Annotated in this window: 12 protein-coding genes; 5 read left to right on the forward strand and 7 right to left on the reverse strand. The window is 60.3% G+C overall.

Going from position 1 to position 14,474, the window contains the following annotated elements; translation table 11 throughout:
• Positions 1-94 precede the first annotated feature (94 nt).
• A complete protein-coding gene (gene cdd, locus AB4043_RS02340) occupies positions 95-535 on the reverse strand; it encodes a cytidine deaminase (protein ID WP_442302718.1) in 441 nt (146 codons plus the stop codon).
• A gap of 346 nt (positions 536-881) precedes the next feature.
• Here cdd and AB4043_RS02345 point away from each other — a divergent pair, with 346 nt between their 5' ends.
• Together AB4043_RS02345 and AB4043_RS02350 are read left to right on the forward strand one after the other, a co-directional pair.
• Entirely contained in the window at positions 882-5,372 is a 4,491-nt protein-coding gene (locus tag AB4043_RS02345) for an Lhr family helicase (protein ID WP_442306432.1), read from the forward strand.
• A gap of 19 nt (positions 5,373-5,391) precedes the next feature.
• Positions 5,392-6,255, forward strand: coding sequence for an Fpg/Nei family DNA glycosylase (locus AB4043_RS02350; RefSeq protein WP_442302720.1), 864 nt, complete (start codon positions 5,392-5,394; stop codon positions 6,253-6,255).
• A gap of 15 nt (positions 6,256-6,270) precedes the next feature.
• On the opposite strand, the gene AB4043_RS02355 is transcribed toward AB4043_RS02350, so the two are convergent.
• Positions 6,271-6,636: a four helix bundle protein gene (locus AB4043_RS02355; protein WP_442302721.1), complete on the reverse strand. Its 366-nt coding sequence runs from the start codon at positions 6,634-6,636 to the stop codon at positions 6,271-6,273.
• Between the two features lie 244 nt (positions 6,637-6,880).
• Here AB4043_RS02355 and AB4043_RS02360 point away from each other — a divergent pair, with 244 nt between their 5' ends.
• Both AB4043_RS02360 and AB4043_RS02365 read left to right on the forward strand, forming a co-directional pair.
• A complete protein-coding gene (locus AB4043_RS02360; RefSeq protein WP_442302722.1) occupies positions 6,881-8,473 on the forward strand; it encodes a flavin monoamine oxidase family protein in 1,593 nt (530 codons plus the stop codon).
• 69 nt (positions 8,474-8,542) lie between these two features.
• Positions 8,543-9,028, forward strand: a complete 486-nt coding sequence (locus AB4043_RS02365) for a Rid family hydrolase (protein WP_442302723.1) — start codon at positions 8,543-8,545, stop codon at positions 9,026-9,028.
• A 118-nt stretch (positions 9,029-9,146) separates the two neighbouring features.
• Here the strand turns inward: AB4043_RS02365 and AB4043_RS02370 are convergent, their stop codons facing one another.
• From AB4043_RS02370 to AB4043_RS02385, 4 genes are all read right to left on the reverse strand, one after another.
• Complete coding sequence (locus AB4043_RS02370; protein WP_442302724.1) at positions 9,147-9,443, reverse strand: DUF503 domain-containing protein; 297 nt, start codon at positions 9,441-9,443, stop codon at positions 9,147-9,149.
• A gap of 1 nt (position 9,444) precedes the next feature.
• The gene (locus tag AB4043_RS02375; protein WP_442302725.1) at positions 9,445-9,906 is read right to left on the reverse strand and encodes a DUF1440 domain-containing protein; all 462 of its coding nucleotides are present in this window, start codon (positions 9,904-9,906) and stop codon (positions 9,445-9,447) included.
• Positions 9,907-9,924: 18 nt separating this feature from the next.
• Entirely contained in the window at positions 9,925-10,248 is a 324-nt protein-coding gene (locus AB4043_RS02380; protein WP_442302726.1) for a hypothetical protein, read from the reverse strand.
• A gap of 101 nt (positions 10,249-10,349) precedes the next feature.
• A complete protein-coding gene (locus AB4043_RS02385; protein WP_442302763.1) occupies positions 10,350-11,780 on the reverse strand; it encodes a sodium:solute symporter family protein in 1,431 nt (476 codons plus the stop codon).
• A 266-nt stretch (positions 11,781-12,046) separates the two neighbouring features.
• Here AB4043_RS02385 and AB4043_RS02390 point away from each other — a divergent pair, with 266 nt between their 5' ends.
• Positions 12,047-13,774: a L,D-transpeptidase family protein gene (locus AB4043_RS02390; RefSeq protein WP_442306433.1), complete on the forward strand. Its 1,728-nt coding sequence runs from the start codon at positions 12,047-12,049 to the stop codon at positions 13,772-13,774.
• Between the two features lie 134 nt (positions 13,775-13,908).
• On the opposite strand, the gene AB4043_RS02395 is transcribed toward AB4043_RS02390, so the two are convergent.
• Positions 13,909-14,463: a DUF882 domain-containing protein gene (locus tag AB4043_RS02395; protein WP_442306434.1), complete on the reverse strand. Its 555-nt coding sequence runs from the start codon at positions 14,461-14,463 to the stop codon at positions 13,909-13,911.
• Positions 14,464-14,474: the final 11 nt, after the last annotated feature.

Below are 14,474 nucleotides of genomic sequence, written 5' to 3' on the forward strand. Positions count from 1 at the left end.
CTGGGTATCCCGGGAGGGGCGTGCAGCGGCGTTTTCATTGAGGAAAACGCTCATAGATTCACAAACCCTCCACAACACCCACAGGGAAAATGCCTTAGTCGTGGGCCAGTTTGAAGCCGAAGGGGATCAGGGCGGATAACGGCGCCGAGGCGGCGACTCCATCCAGGCCGGGGAAGAAGATCCAGGTGTCGGTATCGCCGAACTCCAGTAGTGTCTGGCGGCAGGCGCCGCAGGGCATGCTGGCCGCACCGTTCAGGTTGGTGACGGAGACGGCGCGAATCTTGATCTCCGGTCCTTTGTGCGACACTGCCGAGGAGATGGCGCTCTGTTCGGCACAACTGGTCAGCCGGTATGACGCGTTCTCCACGTTGCAGCCCACATGGATTGAGCCATCGGAGAGAAGCACCGCCGCTCCCACCTTGAACTTCGAGTACGGGGAATAAGAGTTCCGTGCAACGCGCTGGGCGAGCGTGTGGAGTTGCTCAATGAGTTCATGGTCCAGGCCGGAGGCGTGTTGTTTCGGAGCTGTCGTCATCGTGGAAAACGATCATATCAAAGGCAATGGCGGGTTTGAGTGTTGGTGCAACCTACACTCGCCATAAGGTAGGGCGCGTCATCAAACTCCTGTCAGTCAGCGCGCAACGACGAGTGACGAAGAGATCGGGAATCGGGGTCCCCAGTCAGCTTTGCTGGCTGGGGTGAAGAAAATCTGCCCCGGCCCTCCGGGTTGCGACGCAAATTCGCCCATACTTTGTTGTCGGCCTCGACTGTGGACCCGCCACAGCCTTCGGCCTCCGCCTCGTCTGGACAAATTTGCGCTCGCAACGCTACGGCAGGAGTTTGATGCCACGCCCTGGACCGGCATCTAATAGACGCAACGCATGGCCCGTACGACGAAAGACGCCTCCAGCTCCGCCACTCTCGCAGCCGATGTGCTGGAGCTCTTCCATCCGGTCACGGCAGCATGGTTCCGCGCCGTCTTTGAGGCGCCGACACCGCCGCAGGTGGAGGGCTGGCCGGCCATCGCACGTGGCGAATCGACGCTGATCCTGGCGCCGACCGGCACCGGTAAAACGTTGACCGCATTCCTCTGGTGCCTCGACAAGCTGATGCTGCAGACGCCTGCGGAAAAGCAGGGGCAGGGTGTGAAGGTGCTTTATCTGTCGCCGCTGAAGGCGCTGGCTGTAGACGTCGAGCGCAATCTTCGTTCGCCGCTCGCAGGTATCGCCAACCAGGCGCAGCAGATGGAGATGGAGTTCTACGAGCCGGTCATCTCCGTCCGCACCGGCGATACCAGCCAGTTGGAGCGGGCGCGCTTCCGCCGCCATCCCGGCGACATTCTGATCACGACTCCGGAGTCGCTCTACCTGCTGCTGACCAGCGAAGCTGGAGAGGCGCTGCGGTCCGTCGAGACCGTCATCATCGACGAGATCCATGCCCTCGTTCCCACCAAGCGTGGAGCCCACATGGCGATGTCGCTGGAGCGCTTGGAGGCTCTCTGCGGACGCCGGCTGCAGCGTATTGGTCTCAGTGCGACACAGCGCCCGCTGGAGGAGGTGGCACGGTTCCTGGGCGGAGCAGAGAGTCGCCCGCCGGTGGAAGAGACGCAGTCGCAGCCAGGCGGAGAAGAGCCTGACGAGGTCGCAGCCGGCATACGCTTTCGGCCGGTAACGATCGTCAATGCCGGGGCACGCAAACGGCTGGAGCTTCGCGTCGAGGTGCCGGTCGAGGATATGGCCCGCCTGGGAGAAGTGGAAGACCTTCCGAGCGGCCCGGCATCGCAGGGGCCGAAGCGCACCAGCATCTGGCAGTCGATCCATCCACGCCTGCTGGAGATCATCCGTCAGCACGAGTCCACCATTCTGTTCGTGAATGCACGGCGCATCGCCGAGCGCCTTGCGGGCGCGATCAATGACCTTGCCGGAGAGCAGATCGCTCGTGCGCATCATGGCAGCCTGGCGGCGTCGCAACGCTCTGAGATCGAGGAGATGTTGAAGGAGGGCCGCCTGAAGGCTCTGGTGGCGACCTCATCGCTCGAGCTTGGCATCGACATGGGCGCCGTGGACCTCGTCATCCAGATCGAGGCTCCGCCATCGGTCGCCAGTGGCCTGCAGCGGATCGGGCGCGCCGGACATACCGTGGGTGCTCCCTCGTCGGGCATAATCTTTCCCAAGTATCGGGCCGATCTGGTGGCCTGCGCGGCAGTAACGCGCGCTATGCATGAAGGCCACGTGGAGGCGACTCGTTTTCTGCGCAATCCGCTGGATGTGCTGGCGCAGCAGATCGTGGCTGTCGTCTCGCAGCCGCCGATGGATGCGGAGACGGCGGAGGGGTGGCGCACGCGCCGCCGAGAAGAGTCGCCGGGCATTGGGTATGACGCTCTCTTCGATCTGGTGCGAGGGTGTGCGAACTTTGCCGGACTCTCACGTACCAGCTTCGATGGAGTGCTCGATATGTTGGCTGGCCGCTATCCYTCGGACGAGTTCGCCGAGCTGCGTCCGCGTGTGACCTGGGACCGCACCGCCAACTGGCTTCTGCCGCGCGAGGGTGTAAAGCGCATCGCGATCCTCAATGCAGGCACCATTCCGGATCGCGGCCTCTATGGTGTCTTTCTCTCCGGAGAGCGGGCAAAACCGGTCCGCGTCGGTGAGCTGGATGAGGAGATGGTCTTCGAGTCGCGCACCGGGGACACGTTCGTGCTGGGCGCGTCCACATGGCGGATCGATGAGATTACGCATGACCGGGTGCTGGTCTCGCCTGCTCCGGGAGAGCCAGGCAAGATGCCCTTCTGGCATGGAGACGGAGCAGGGCGTCCGCTGGAGTTCGGACGCAGGATCGGTCAGCTTGTCCGTGAGCTGCGCGATATGCCACGGCCTGCCGCGGTGACAAAGCTGACGCGGGAACATGATCTCGATCCCATGGCGGCTGAGAATGTACTGCGCTATCTCGCTGATCAGGAGATAGCAACCCGCATCGTTCCGGATGATCGCAATCTCGTCATCGAGCGTGTGCGCGATGAGCTGGGCGACTGGCGCGTCTGCGTCCTCACACCATTCGGATCACGCATTCACGCACCGTGGGCGATGGCGGCAACTGCGCGCGTGAAGGCGGCAAACGGCGGCGATGTGGAGACCATGTGGTCTGAAGATGGCTTGTGGCAGCAGAGGAAACGCGCTTACGACCTGCTGGCGGTGGCATCACGCTATGCGGAGTTTCCCATCTTGCTGGAGGCATACCGCGAGTGCCTGCGCGATGTCTTCGATCTGCCTGCGTTGCGAGAGATCCTCGCACTCATCGCACGCCGCGATCTGCGCGTGCATACGGTTGATTCGCGCACGCCCTCGCCCTTTGCTTCGGCGCTGCTCTTCAGCTATGTGGCGAACTATATCTACGATGGCGATGCGCCGCTGGCGGAGCGTCGTGCGCAGGCCCTGTCGATCGATCAGGAACAGCTTCGCGAGCTGATGGGCGATGCCGATCTGCGTGAGCTCCTGGATGCAGCGGCTATTGCCGAAACAGAAGAACAGCTCCAGCTTCGCGCCGAGGGATATCGCGCACGCAACGCTGACGGCGTGCATGATCTGCTGCTGCGTCTTGGTGATCTGCGTCCATCGGAGCTGCTGGAGCGCGTGGTCTCTCCCGAGGTGGCGCTGACAGTGGATCGTCTGAAGAAATCACGGCGCGTATTGGAGATCAACATCGCCAGTGACAAGCGCCTCATTGCGGTGGAGGACGCGGCGCGGTATCGCGATGCGCTCGGTATCCCGCTACCTCCGGGATTGCCGGCGGCCTTCCTGGAGAAGACACAGGATGCGCTGACGGATCTGGTCCGTCGCTATGCCCGCACGCATGGGCCTTTCACGACTGCGGAAGCTGCGCGGCGGTTTGCTCTGCCGGCGCCGCAGGTCGAAGCAACACTGCAGCGCCTGGTGCAGGTTGGCCGCGTCGTGGAAGGCGGCTTCCGTCCTGAAGGATCACATCGTGAGTGGTGCGATGTCGAGGTGCTGCGCACCATCCGCCGTAAATCGCTGGCGAAGCTGCGCAAGGAAGTGGAGCCAGTCGAGCAACGCGTGTTAGCCCGCTTCTTCACCAATTGGCAGGGAGTGGTCACACCCCGTCGTGGTCTCGATGCGGTGTTGGACGCGGTGGAGAATCTGCAGGGCTCTCCTGTACCGGCATCACTGCTGGAGAACGAGATCCTTCCCGCACGCATCGCGACATACAAGCCTGCCGATCTCGACACGCTGATCGCCGCAGGCGAGGTGATCTGGACCGGAGTCGAACCCTTAGGAGAGCGCGATGGCCGTGTCGGCCTCTACCTCGCCGACAAGCTGCCGCTACTATGGACGCCACGGCCTGTGCCGGAGCTCGCAGGCAAAGAACTGCAGGTCGTCGAATACCTGCAGCAGCGCGGCGCGACCTTCTTCGCGCAACTGTTGGAAGGAACCGGTGGAGGATATCCCGGCGATCTTCTCGATGCGTTATGGTCGCTGGTCTGGAAAGGACTGGTGACGAACGATTCACTGCACGCGCTGCGTGCCTACAGCGAACGGTCCACGAGCTCGCGAGTGCCGGCACGCCGCATCCATAACCAGCAGGCTGCTTCCGGTTTCCGATCGCGGCGGACGACACCGCCAACAGGGCAGGGACGATGGGCGCTGAACGCGGTTGCCTTTGCCGATCCAGTGGAGCGAGCTACACACTGGTCGCATGCCATGGCGCAGCAGCTTCTCGCACGATATGGCATCGTCTTCCGGGAGACGGCGCATGCGGAAAACCTGCCCGGAGGTTTCTCGGCGATCTATGACGTGTTGAAGGCAATGGAGGAGTCCGGCAAAATTCGCCGCGGCTACTTCGCTGCCGATCTGGGCGCAGTGCAGTTCGCACTGCCGGCAGCATTGGATCTGCTGCGAACCCTGCGTAACAAGGTGCAGCAAGATGAGCCCGAGATGCTGCTGCTGGCCGCGACCGATCCGGCCAATCCCTACGGTTCCTTGCTGCGCTGGCCCGCGGCTCCCGATGCAGCCAGCACGCTCACACGTTCCGTCGGCGGCCGGGTGGTCCTGTGCGATGGAGCACTCGCCGCCTATCTTCGTCGCGGCAATCCGAATGTGCAGGTCTTCCTCCCCGAAGAAGATCCGGCGCGCACCCAGATGACTCGATCTCTCGCGCAATTCTTCGCCGAGGTTGTCGGCCGTAAGGAAGAGGGAGATGAACATCGCTCGCGTGCAGGCATGCTGATCGCCACCGTCAATGGCGTGCCTGTGGCCGAGAGTCCGATGGCGAAGGCTTTGCTGGAAGTAGGATTCGTTGCCGCGCCCATCGGCTTCAATCTTAGAAAACGGCTTGCTCCTGTCCAGCAATTCACCTGAGTGTTGATCTCCTATTTGTATGCCTGAAGGCGATACCATCTTCCGCGCTGCACGAACTCTGACTAAAGCGCTGACCGGCAAGACAGTCACGCGCTTTGAGAGCGCACTGGCTCCATTGCAGCGTGTTCATGACGATTCGCCCATCACCGGCCGCACCGTGGAGAAAGTAGAGTCGCGTGGCAAGTGGCTGTTGATCTATCTCTCCGGCGATCTGATCCTGCTCACCCATATGATGATGAGCGGCTCCTGGCATATCTATCGCCCGGGAGAACGCTGGTGGCGTCCACGCAAGGACATGCGCCTCATTCTGGGTGTTGATGGTTTCGAAGCCGTAGCGTTCAACGTTCCCGTCGCTGAGTTCCATACCGCACAGTCGCTTACGCGTCATTCGTCCGTGTCAAAACTCGGACCCGATGTTCTGGATGCGGCCTTCACTCCACAGACCGGCCTGGAACGTCTCAAAGCCCGAGCCGCCTCACACCCCGAAGAAGAGATAGCCGTCGTCCTTCTGAATCAGCAGGTAATGGCCGGACTGGGCAACGTCTACAAGTCGGAAGTGTGCTTCACCGCGCAAGTACATCCGTTCCGCAAGATGAGCACGCTGACGGAAGAAGAGATGCTGCATCTCGCTGACCACGCCCAGCGCTACATGCAGGCCAACATCAAAGACGGTGCTGGAGGCGACATAGTGACCTTCACCGGCCTGCGCCGCACCACCCGCCGCATCGACCGCGAAGAACGCCTCTGGGTCTACGGCCGAGCAGGAGAACCCTGCCGCCGTTGCGGCGCCACCATCCTCTCGCGCAAACAAGGAATTCAGGCACGTTCAACCTACTGGTGCCCGGAGTGCCAGTGCTCGCAGGGCGAGCTGTTGAATGGTTGAATTGTTGAATGGTGCCTAAGCGGTATCGGAACGGCGTAGATAGTCGGCAAACTTTGTCAGGCTTCGCCCGATATCCTCGCTCAATGATTCGAGCCGATCACGCATCTGTTGGTCGCCGAAATCCAGGCGCTGTGCGATGACCAGTTGAGTCTGGAGCTCATTGTTGGAGCCTCGCGCCATCACGACATACCTGTGAAAGTCACCCCGGCTTCGCGCGCTTCCTTCAGCGATGTTCGATGCGACCGAAACACTGGCTCGCCGCATCTGCGCAGCCAGCCCATACAACTCTTCTTTGGGAAAAGCCTTCGTGAGACGGTAGGTCAGTTCCGCTAGATCGACAGCACGCTGCCAAACCACCAGGTCCTTATAAGATTTCGGCATCCTCGAATGATGCCTAAAGCAAAGGAACCATTCAACTATTCAACAATTCAACCATTCAACCCGCCCTGCACAAGCAGGGCCGGGCTGGTGATTGAATTATTCAATTATTCAATCACTCCTCCCTTCCTATAGGATGTTTCCATCGGGCTACAGTTCTTGGTTTTCCTCGTCGGGGGATTCGTCCATCTGCGTGGGGACCAGCTTCATCTCCCAGGTCAGTCGCAACTAAAGGAGTGTTTTTCCCATGGGTATTACACGGCGCGATTTCCTTACGCGCGTAGGGCAGGCTGGCGGTTTCAGCGCTGCAGTTGTCACCATGCAAGCTCTCGGCCTGATGCCGATGAAAGAAGTTGAGGCTGAGCAGGTTAAGGCCACAACCGGTGCGGGTAAAGGTGTCAGCATCGTTGTCCTTGGCGGGGGCGTCGCCGGTCTCGTGACTGCCTACGAGGCTCGTAAACTCGGATACAACGTTACCGTTCTGGAAGCCCGCCATCGTCCCGGCGGCCGTGCTTATTCGGCCCGCGGTGGAGACGTTCTTGAGTTCGTCGACGGCACCAAGCAGAACATCAACTGGGCTCCCGGCCTGTACTGGAACATGGGTCCCGCCCGCATCCCATCGGTGCACGGCACCATCCTGCACTACGTGCGCGAGCTCAAGGTGCCGATGGAAGTCTGCGTCAACACCTCCCGCTCCACGCTGCTGCAGAACGACAAGGTCAACGGCGGCAAGCCCTACACCCAGCGCAAGGTCATCAACGACACCCGCGGCGAAGTGGCCGAGCTGCTGACCAAGGCCCTGAACGGCGGTTCTCTGGACACCGAGCTCACTAAGCAGGACCGCGAGCGCCTGGCCGACATCATGCACCTGTGGGGACCGTTGGACGGCAAGAACAAGTACACCGGTTCTGACCGCGCCGACGTCACTCAGTATCCCGGCGCCGGCCCGCAGGAGATGATCGTCAACCGCGAGCCCATCCCGATGCACGCGCTTCTGGACGGCAACTTCTGGAACGCCGAACTGTACGAAGAGCAGTGGGACTGGCAGGCGACCATGATGCAGCCGGTCAACGGCATGCAGCAGATCTCAAATGCCCTGGCCAAGTCGCTCGGCCCCATCGTGAACTTCAACTGTCCGGTCACCGAGATTACCAAGACCGGTAAGGGTGTGAAGGTTGTTTACGAGAAGGCCGGCGTCCAGCGCACCATCGAGGCCGACTACTGCGTCTGCGCCATGCCGCTGACGATCCTGAACAAGATCAAGGCGGATCTGTCGCCCGAGGTGAAGGCCACCGTCTCTCGCGCTGCCGACTCCTACCGCGGCTCCTATAAGGTGCCGTGGGAAGCCTCGACCCGCTTCTGGGAGAAGGACTTCAATATCTACGGCGGCCTCAGCTTCCTGGGCAAAGGACCGCAGCCGATCTGGTATCCGTCGAACAACCTCTTCGCAGAGGGTCCCAGCATGATCTGCGCCGGCTATCAGGACGAGGCGATCGACGGCTTCAACAAGCTGTCGATGGACGAGAAGTTCGCCTCCTCGCGCGAATCCATCGAGAAGATGCATCCCGGCTACGGCAAGCTGGTCTCCAAGCCCGTCTTCTGTGGCTGGAAGCATGTGAAGTGGAATGAGGGTTCGTGGATCGGCGCCATCACCAAGGCCGACTATGCCACCATCACGCAGAACGATGGCCCCATCTACTTCGCCGGTGACCACACCTCGCACGTGGTGGGCTGGCAGGAAGGCGCCGCCGGAAGCGGACGCCGCGCCATCCAGATGATCAGCGATCACGTGAAGGCCGCCCGCCTCGGCGGAAAGCACTCCGACACGGTAAGCGCCTAAGATAACCAGGGGCGGGCCTGAATGGCCCGCCCCGTTTTCCTTGTGAACGAATTTTTCAGGAGACCTCGCATGAAGAAGATCATTCTCGCTCTCGCCCTGGCCGCTGCTGCCGCCACTACCGCTCACGCGCAGACCACGGTCAAGCACATCCAGGACGACAAAGGCTTCATCGCCACTGGCGTCTGGGCCGGCGACATCTACTATCTCTCCGGCCAGCTTCCTTCGCCTGTAACCCCGGCCGACCCGGCCAAGGGAACTCCGGCCGACTACGGCGACACCAAGACGCAGGCTGCGTCGGTGCTGGCCAAGATCGACGCGCAGCTGAAGGCCCAGGGCCTGACCATGGGCGACGTCGTGAAGGCGACTGTCTTCCTGGCTGCCGATCCCAAGACCGGCAAGCTGGAGTTCGCCGCGATGAACTCTGAGTTCGTAAAGTACTTCGGCACCAAGGAACAGCCGAACAAGCCGGCTCGTTCCGCCGTGCAGGTAGCGGCCCTGGTCGCTCCCGGCGCCGCCCTGGAGATCGAAGTCATCGCCGTAAAGAGCAAGAAGTAATCCCGCCGCAGGCAGGAAAAAGGCCGGCTCTTAGAGCCGGCCTTCGTTATTCCGACAAGGGATGTGTGCGGTTTGCTTCGAGCTCACGATTTGCCGAGATGCTTTGGAAAATCGATTCCTACTCCTCCATCAAATCCGCCGACGCATCCAGAATCTCAGCACCTAACCCCGGCGCCAGCCGGTGTGCTGCATCTTCCACCTGCTGCAGCAGGCCAAGCACGTAATCGCGCGAAGCCGAGATCGCCACAACGCCAATCGTCGCGCGATTCCACAGGCTGGCGTCATCCAGCTCCGCTATTCCAATATTGAAGCCATGGCGCAGCTTGTCCTTGAGCGAGCGCACAGCCTGGCGGCGGTCCTTCAGGGACTGCGCGTGTTCGATGTGAAGCTCGATCGTCAGGCGACCAATGGGCATCTTAGAGAACGCGGCGTACCACGGAGCGGACCGTCTCTGTCACCACGCCGTACACAACGTGAGAGATCATCTCGCTGCTCTGCTCACGCGCATCCTGATCTTCCGGTTCGGCTGCCAGACCCAGCTTCGGAAAGGCGCTTTCATGAGTCAGGGTGGCGAGCACGACACCAAACTGTGCTCCGTTACGCGCTGTGGCAGCGGGGTAGAACTCCGCGAGCATTCCATAGGCTCCGCCGGCGAGTGCGCCGAAGCTCCAGTGGATCGTCTGTGCCGCAGTGGCTTTGGTGGAAGGGGAGAGGTGGTGGCCCGCAAGCTTCTCCACCAGAAGCTCCGACGGCTCCGGCTCGCCGTGCGTGTGCGGGGGATAGAACTTCTCGACGAGGCCCTTAGCAGCGGTAGCGACGAGGCCCGCGGCGACACCCGCCAGCAGGCCCTTCAGTAGATTCGGTTTTACGTTCGACATAGCAATTCGTTGGATGCTCTATTCGTAGTCGTCGTCATCCTCTTCATCCTCATCCTCGTCGTCGTAGTCCTCGTACTCGGGCTCGTCTTCTTCGTCCTCGTCGATTTCGTCGTCATCCTCCTCATCTTCGTCGTCGTCGGCGTCGTCTTCTTCGTCCTCGTCGAACTCGTCGTCGTCCTCATCATCCTCGTCTTCGTCCTCGTCGTAATCCTCATCCTCATCGTCATCGTCGTCGGTCACGGGGGCGGCCTGCCACATCTCGGCGGCGTTGAAGGCCAGCAGGCCTTCGGGTACGAAGTCGTGGGTGGCGGGTTGCATCAGGAGGTTTTCGTTCAGTTCCATGATTCGTCCTTTTGGGATGGGGTTAGGTTTGGGGTCGTTTCTGTGAATGCACGAATAGACGCTGAGAAAACAATACGGGATGTGACTCCCACACGAAAATTCTAAGCCGATAACCGGGCTAAGTGTTCCTTATCCGGTGGCGGCGTCAGGTAGCTTACAACGAGCAGGCACAGGAGTGAAACCAGCAATGCAGGAAAAATTGCGTCCCGTTCCGCAATGGCCTGAGGAAGCAGATGCTTAACCCAGGCCGTATCCCACCAGACGGTCACTACCGTACCCGCTGCAATGGATGCGACAGCCGCGGCAGCGGTCGCACGCGGCCAGAAAAATGCAGCCAGAATCACCGGCGTCAGCGCCGCTGAATAAATGGTATAGGCATAGAGTGTCTTGGCAAGAACGCTGGTAATACCAACCGCCTGCCAGAGAGCCCACCCACCCAGCAAGACTACTGTCAGCCGCGAGACAATCAATACTTTCTTATCAGACGCATCCGGAGAAATATAGCGTACATAGATGTCGTTGATCAGGTTGGTGGCGGGCGAGAACAGAAAGCTGTTCGCCGTAGAGATGACCTTGGCAAAGATGGCGCCCATCATGATGGCGCCCAGCAGGCTGGGCAGCGAGTGCAGGGCAGTAAAGGCCAGAATCTCGCGCGGATAGGGCTGCGAGCCGTTCTGCTTTGAAAGGACATTCCCCACGATCGCCAGCGCCACGATCACTGTCTCAAGGATGACAGTACCGATGATCCAGCCCACCACGGCGACCCTGGCATCCTTCTCGCTTTTGGCCGAGAAGAACTTCTGATACATCGACTGGTTGCCCAGCATCAGCAGGCAGGTCGGCAGAAAGATCTCCAGGGCCTGGATCAGGGAAAAGTCACCCAGGGGGGTGAAGTAGCTTGCCGGCAGCGCCGCATGCACGGCGCCCCATCCTCCTGCCGTATGAACCAGCAGCGGGAAAGAGATCACCAGTGAGAAGGTTGCAAGCAAGCCAATGACCAGATCGGTATAAGCCACCGAAGACATACCCGCAATCGCGGTGAAGAAGATCACGAAGGCAGCGATGATATACCGGCCCAGCATCGGCGAGATCGTGTCTGGGAAGATCAGCGCAAGAATGTCGCCGCCGCCGATGAACTGATAGCTGGTAATGGCGGTAAAGGCAAACAGAATGGCGATCACACCCAGCACGCGGGCTGTCTGGTTGTAGCGTGCTTCCAGAAGATCGGGAATGGTGAACTGCGCGAACTTCCGTGCCCGGGGAGCGATGAAGTAGATCAGCAGCAGTCCCGCCCATCCACCGCCACCCTGCCACAGGGCAACAAAGCCGTGCTTGTAGGCATTCTCAGCGCCGCCAAGAAGTGAGCCTGAGCCGATCCACGACGACAGCAGCGTGAAGACCAGGACAAAGGCGGGAAGGGAGCGGCCTGCAACCAGGTAGTCCGCCTTGGTCTTCACCTTGGAAAGCCGGGTGACAGAGACGGTCAACAGGGTCGCGACGATGGTGCCCAGAACGATGGCATACAGGTTCATAGCAAACGGTGTCACGACAGTGTAGCGGAAGCATCGTGGATCGAATGGCTTTTCTTGCCCGCCGGTTAGAGCATTTTCCTGTTGCTGGGTATCCCGGAAGCACCGTGCAGCGGCGTTTTCATTGCGGAAAACGTCCATAGATGCACGAGCCCTGCACTACACCTACAGGAAAATGCTCCAGGTCTTTGGATGGCCGCTCCGTTTTCTCTGGCTGACAATAGGGTCAGTTGTGGCATCGTAAGGAACAGATTCGGCACGGAGGCTGTGTGAACGGTAGAGTCCTGGGTGGTCGTGTGTTTGCCGCGGCAATGATCGCGGTTCTGGTAACAGCAGGCGGTTGTAAGCGAAAGCACGGTGTCGGCAAGACGCTCGAGACCTTCTCCCCGGACTACTCCAACCAGCTGCAGCAGTTGGATGCCACCGGCAATCTGCCCATACTGCGCTGGCCCAACTACACCGACTACAAGAACTATGTACAGAACTTCTATGCCATGCGCGAATATCGCCTGGCGTGGACACGCGATAAGCAGCCGGTAAAGGCAACGACGGATGTCATCCATCTCTTCCAGACGATCGACCGTAAGGGGCTGAACCCGGAAGATTACGATGCTGACCGTTGGCCGCAGCGCCTGGCCGGGCTGTCTTCCGCATCAAACGATGAGCTGGCAAAGTTCGATATCGCGATGACGGTCTGCACCATGCGCCTCATCAGCGACCTCCACATTGGCCGCGTCAACCCCCAGCACTTCGACTTCGACGTCAATGCTCTCGGCAAGCGTTACGATCTGCCGACCTTCCTTGCGGAAAATGTCGTCGACTCCGAAGATGTYGTCTCGCAGATCGCATCGGTCGAGCCCAACAGCGACCAGTACCGCGCCACCGAAGATGCTCTCGGCAAATACATCGACATGGCGAAGGCGAATCCCCAGTGGGATCCGCTGCCGGCGGTAACAAAGCCCATCCTGCCCGGTGGCGGGTATCCCGGTCTGCAAGCCATGTGGCAGCGGCTCACGATCCTCGGCGATGCGCAGCAAGGTGCTCCGCAGGGAAATGAGTATACGGCGAAGGTCGCGGATGTCGTGAAGCACTTCCAGCACCGCCATGGTCTGGAAGAGAACGGTAAGCTGGGGCCGCAGACGATTGCGGCCCTGAACATCTCTCCGGCTGTACGGATTCACCAGTTCCAGGACACACTGGAGCGCTGGCGCTGGCTTCCTGACGAGTTCCTGAAGGCGCCACTGCAGGTCAACCTGCCGGAGTTTGTCCTGCGCGTGCACGACCCAGTGACCCACAAGCTCGACTTCAGCATGCGTGTCGTCGTCGGCCAGTTCATCGGTCAGCACCAGACGCCGGTCTTTACGCAGAAGATGAAGTACATCGTCTTCCGTCCCTRCTGGACGGTGACGACCAACATTGCGCGCAAGGAGATCGCTCCACACGTCGCGAAAGATCCGGGATATCTGGGAAAGAAGAACTTCGAAGTCGTGAATGCCCAGGGCCAGCCGGTCACGAGCTATAACGCTGACTCCATTGCGCAGGGCCGCGTGATTGTCCGCGAGAAACCAGGGCCGAAGAACTCTCTCGGTCTGGTGAAGTTCATGTTTCCCAACCAGTACGACGTCTACATGCACTCCACGCCTGCGACGCAGCTGTTCGCCAACTCCAAGCGCGACTTCTCGCATGGCTGCATCCGTCTGCAGGAGCCGGAGAAGCTTGCTAACTGGGTTCTGCAGAATCAGCCGGAGTGGACAGAAGAGAAGATCCACGACGCCATGAACAATGGCCCAGACAACAAGACTGTCGTGCTGAAACAGCCGCTCCCGGTAGTGATCTTCTATGCCACGGCCCTGGTCGCGGAGGATGGAGACATCCACTTCTATGACGATGTCTACCAATACGACAAACAGCTCGAAGACGTCCTGAGCAAGGGATATCCCTATCCCTGGTTCAAAGAAGAGGTAAAGCCCAAAACCGCACCAGGCGAGACCGTTTAGGAGAAATCAATAAGAGCGCCAATACGGGTGCCCCATCCATCGCACATCGGGGTCCCCGGCGAACTTGTTCGCTGGGGTGATATCGCGATGGGTGGGATACTTGCGGGGCTATAAAATGGGCCTTCGTCTCTAAACTAATCGTTATGCGCAGTACCGTAGGTCCACTGCCGCACCGGACCCACATCCACATGCACAAACTGCGACACGGGATAATACCCAACACCTCCGGCATGCAGGCTCAGCGCCGTCTGACGCAGCTTCGCGGTGGTGATCCCGGGGACACGGATATCGATTGCCTTGGCCAGCACATGCTGCGAGTTCTTCGCCACGCCCGTATTCGCAGTGCGGCCGCGCAGGAAGTTGTTGCTCCACGGCGTGCGATAGCCGCAGACGATATCGATCACGTTGTTGGGCCGTCCAAGACGGGCAAGCAGCGTGTGCAGCACGTCAAACTCTTTCGGGTCATAGTGGGCAACATCACCCGTGCGATGGTCCCGTAGAAAGCTGTTCAGCTTCGCAATGCCCGAGGGGACATACTCGTTGCCGATCTTGTAGACCACATCGATGTCCTCGCCGGTATGCAGATGATGCAGACGCAGGCGGTACTGCTCAAGAGGACGGCTGGGAACCGGCTTTATGCCGGTGGGGATGTCATTGGCGTGTGCCGCAGTGCGGGAGCCAAAGAGCATCAGGAGGAGGG

This window comes from Terriglobus sp. YAF25 (assembly GCF_052113305.1).
GTDB lineage: Bacteria > Acidobacteriota > Terriglobia > Terriglobales > Acidobacteriaceae > Terriglobus.

Excerpts from the sequence above, each read along its gene's own strand:
- AB4043_RS02380 (WP_442302726.1), bottom strand. The coding sequence starts at position 10,248 with ATGGAACTGAACGAAAACCTCCTGATGCAACCCGCCACCCACGACTTC.
- AB4043_RS02365 (WP_442302723.1), top strand. The coding sequence starts at position 8,543 with ATGAAGAAGATCATTCTCGCTCTCGCCCTGGCCGCTGCTGCCGCCACT.
- AB4043_RS02375 (WP_442302725.1), bottom strand. The coding sequence starts at position 9,906 with ATGTCGAACGTAAAACCGAATCTACTGAAGGGCCTGCTGGCGGGTGTC.
- AB4043_RS02385 (WP_442302763.1), bottom strand. The coding sequence starts at position 11,780 with ATGAACCTGTATGCCATCGTTCTGGGCACCATCGTCGCGACCCTGTTG.
- AB4043_RS02370 (WP_442302724.1), bottom strand. The coding sequence starts at position 9,443 with ATGCCCATTGGTCGCCTGACGATCGAGCTTCACATCGAACACGCGCAG.
- AB4043_RS02350 (WP_442302720.1), top strand. The coding sequence starts at position 5,392 with ATGCCTGAAGGCGATACCATCTTCCGCGCTGCACGAACTCTGACTAAA.
- AB4043_RS02360 (WP_442302722.1), top strand. The coding sequence starts at position 6,881 with ATGGGTATTACACGGCGCGATTTCCTTACGCGCGTAGGGCAGGCTGGC.
- cdd (WP_442302718.1), bottom strand. The coding sequence starts at position 535 with ATGACGACAGCTCCGAAACAACACGCCTCCGGCCTGGACCATGAACTC.
- AB4043_RS02355 (WP_442302721.1), bottom strand. The coding sequence starts at position 6,636 with ATGCCGAAATCTTATAAGGACCTGGTGGTTTGGCAGCGTGCTGTCGAT.
- AB4043_RS02395 (WP_442306434.1), bottom strand. The coding sequence starts at position 14,463 with ATGCTCTTTGGCTCCCGCACTGCGGCACACGCCAATGACATCCCCACC.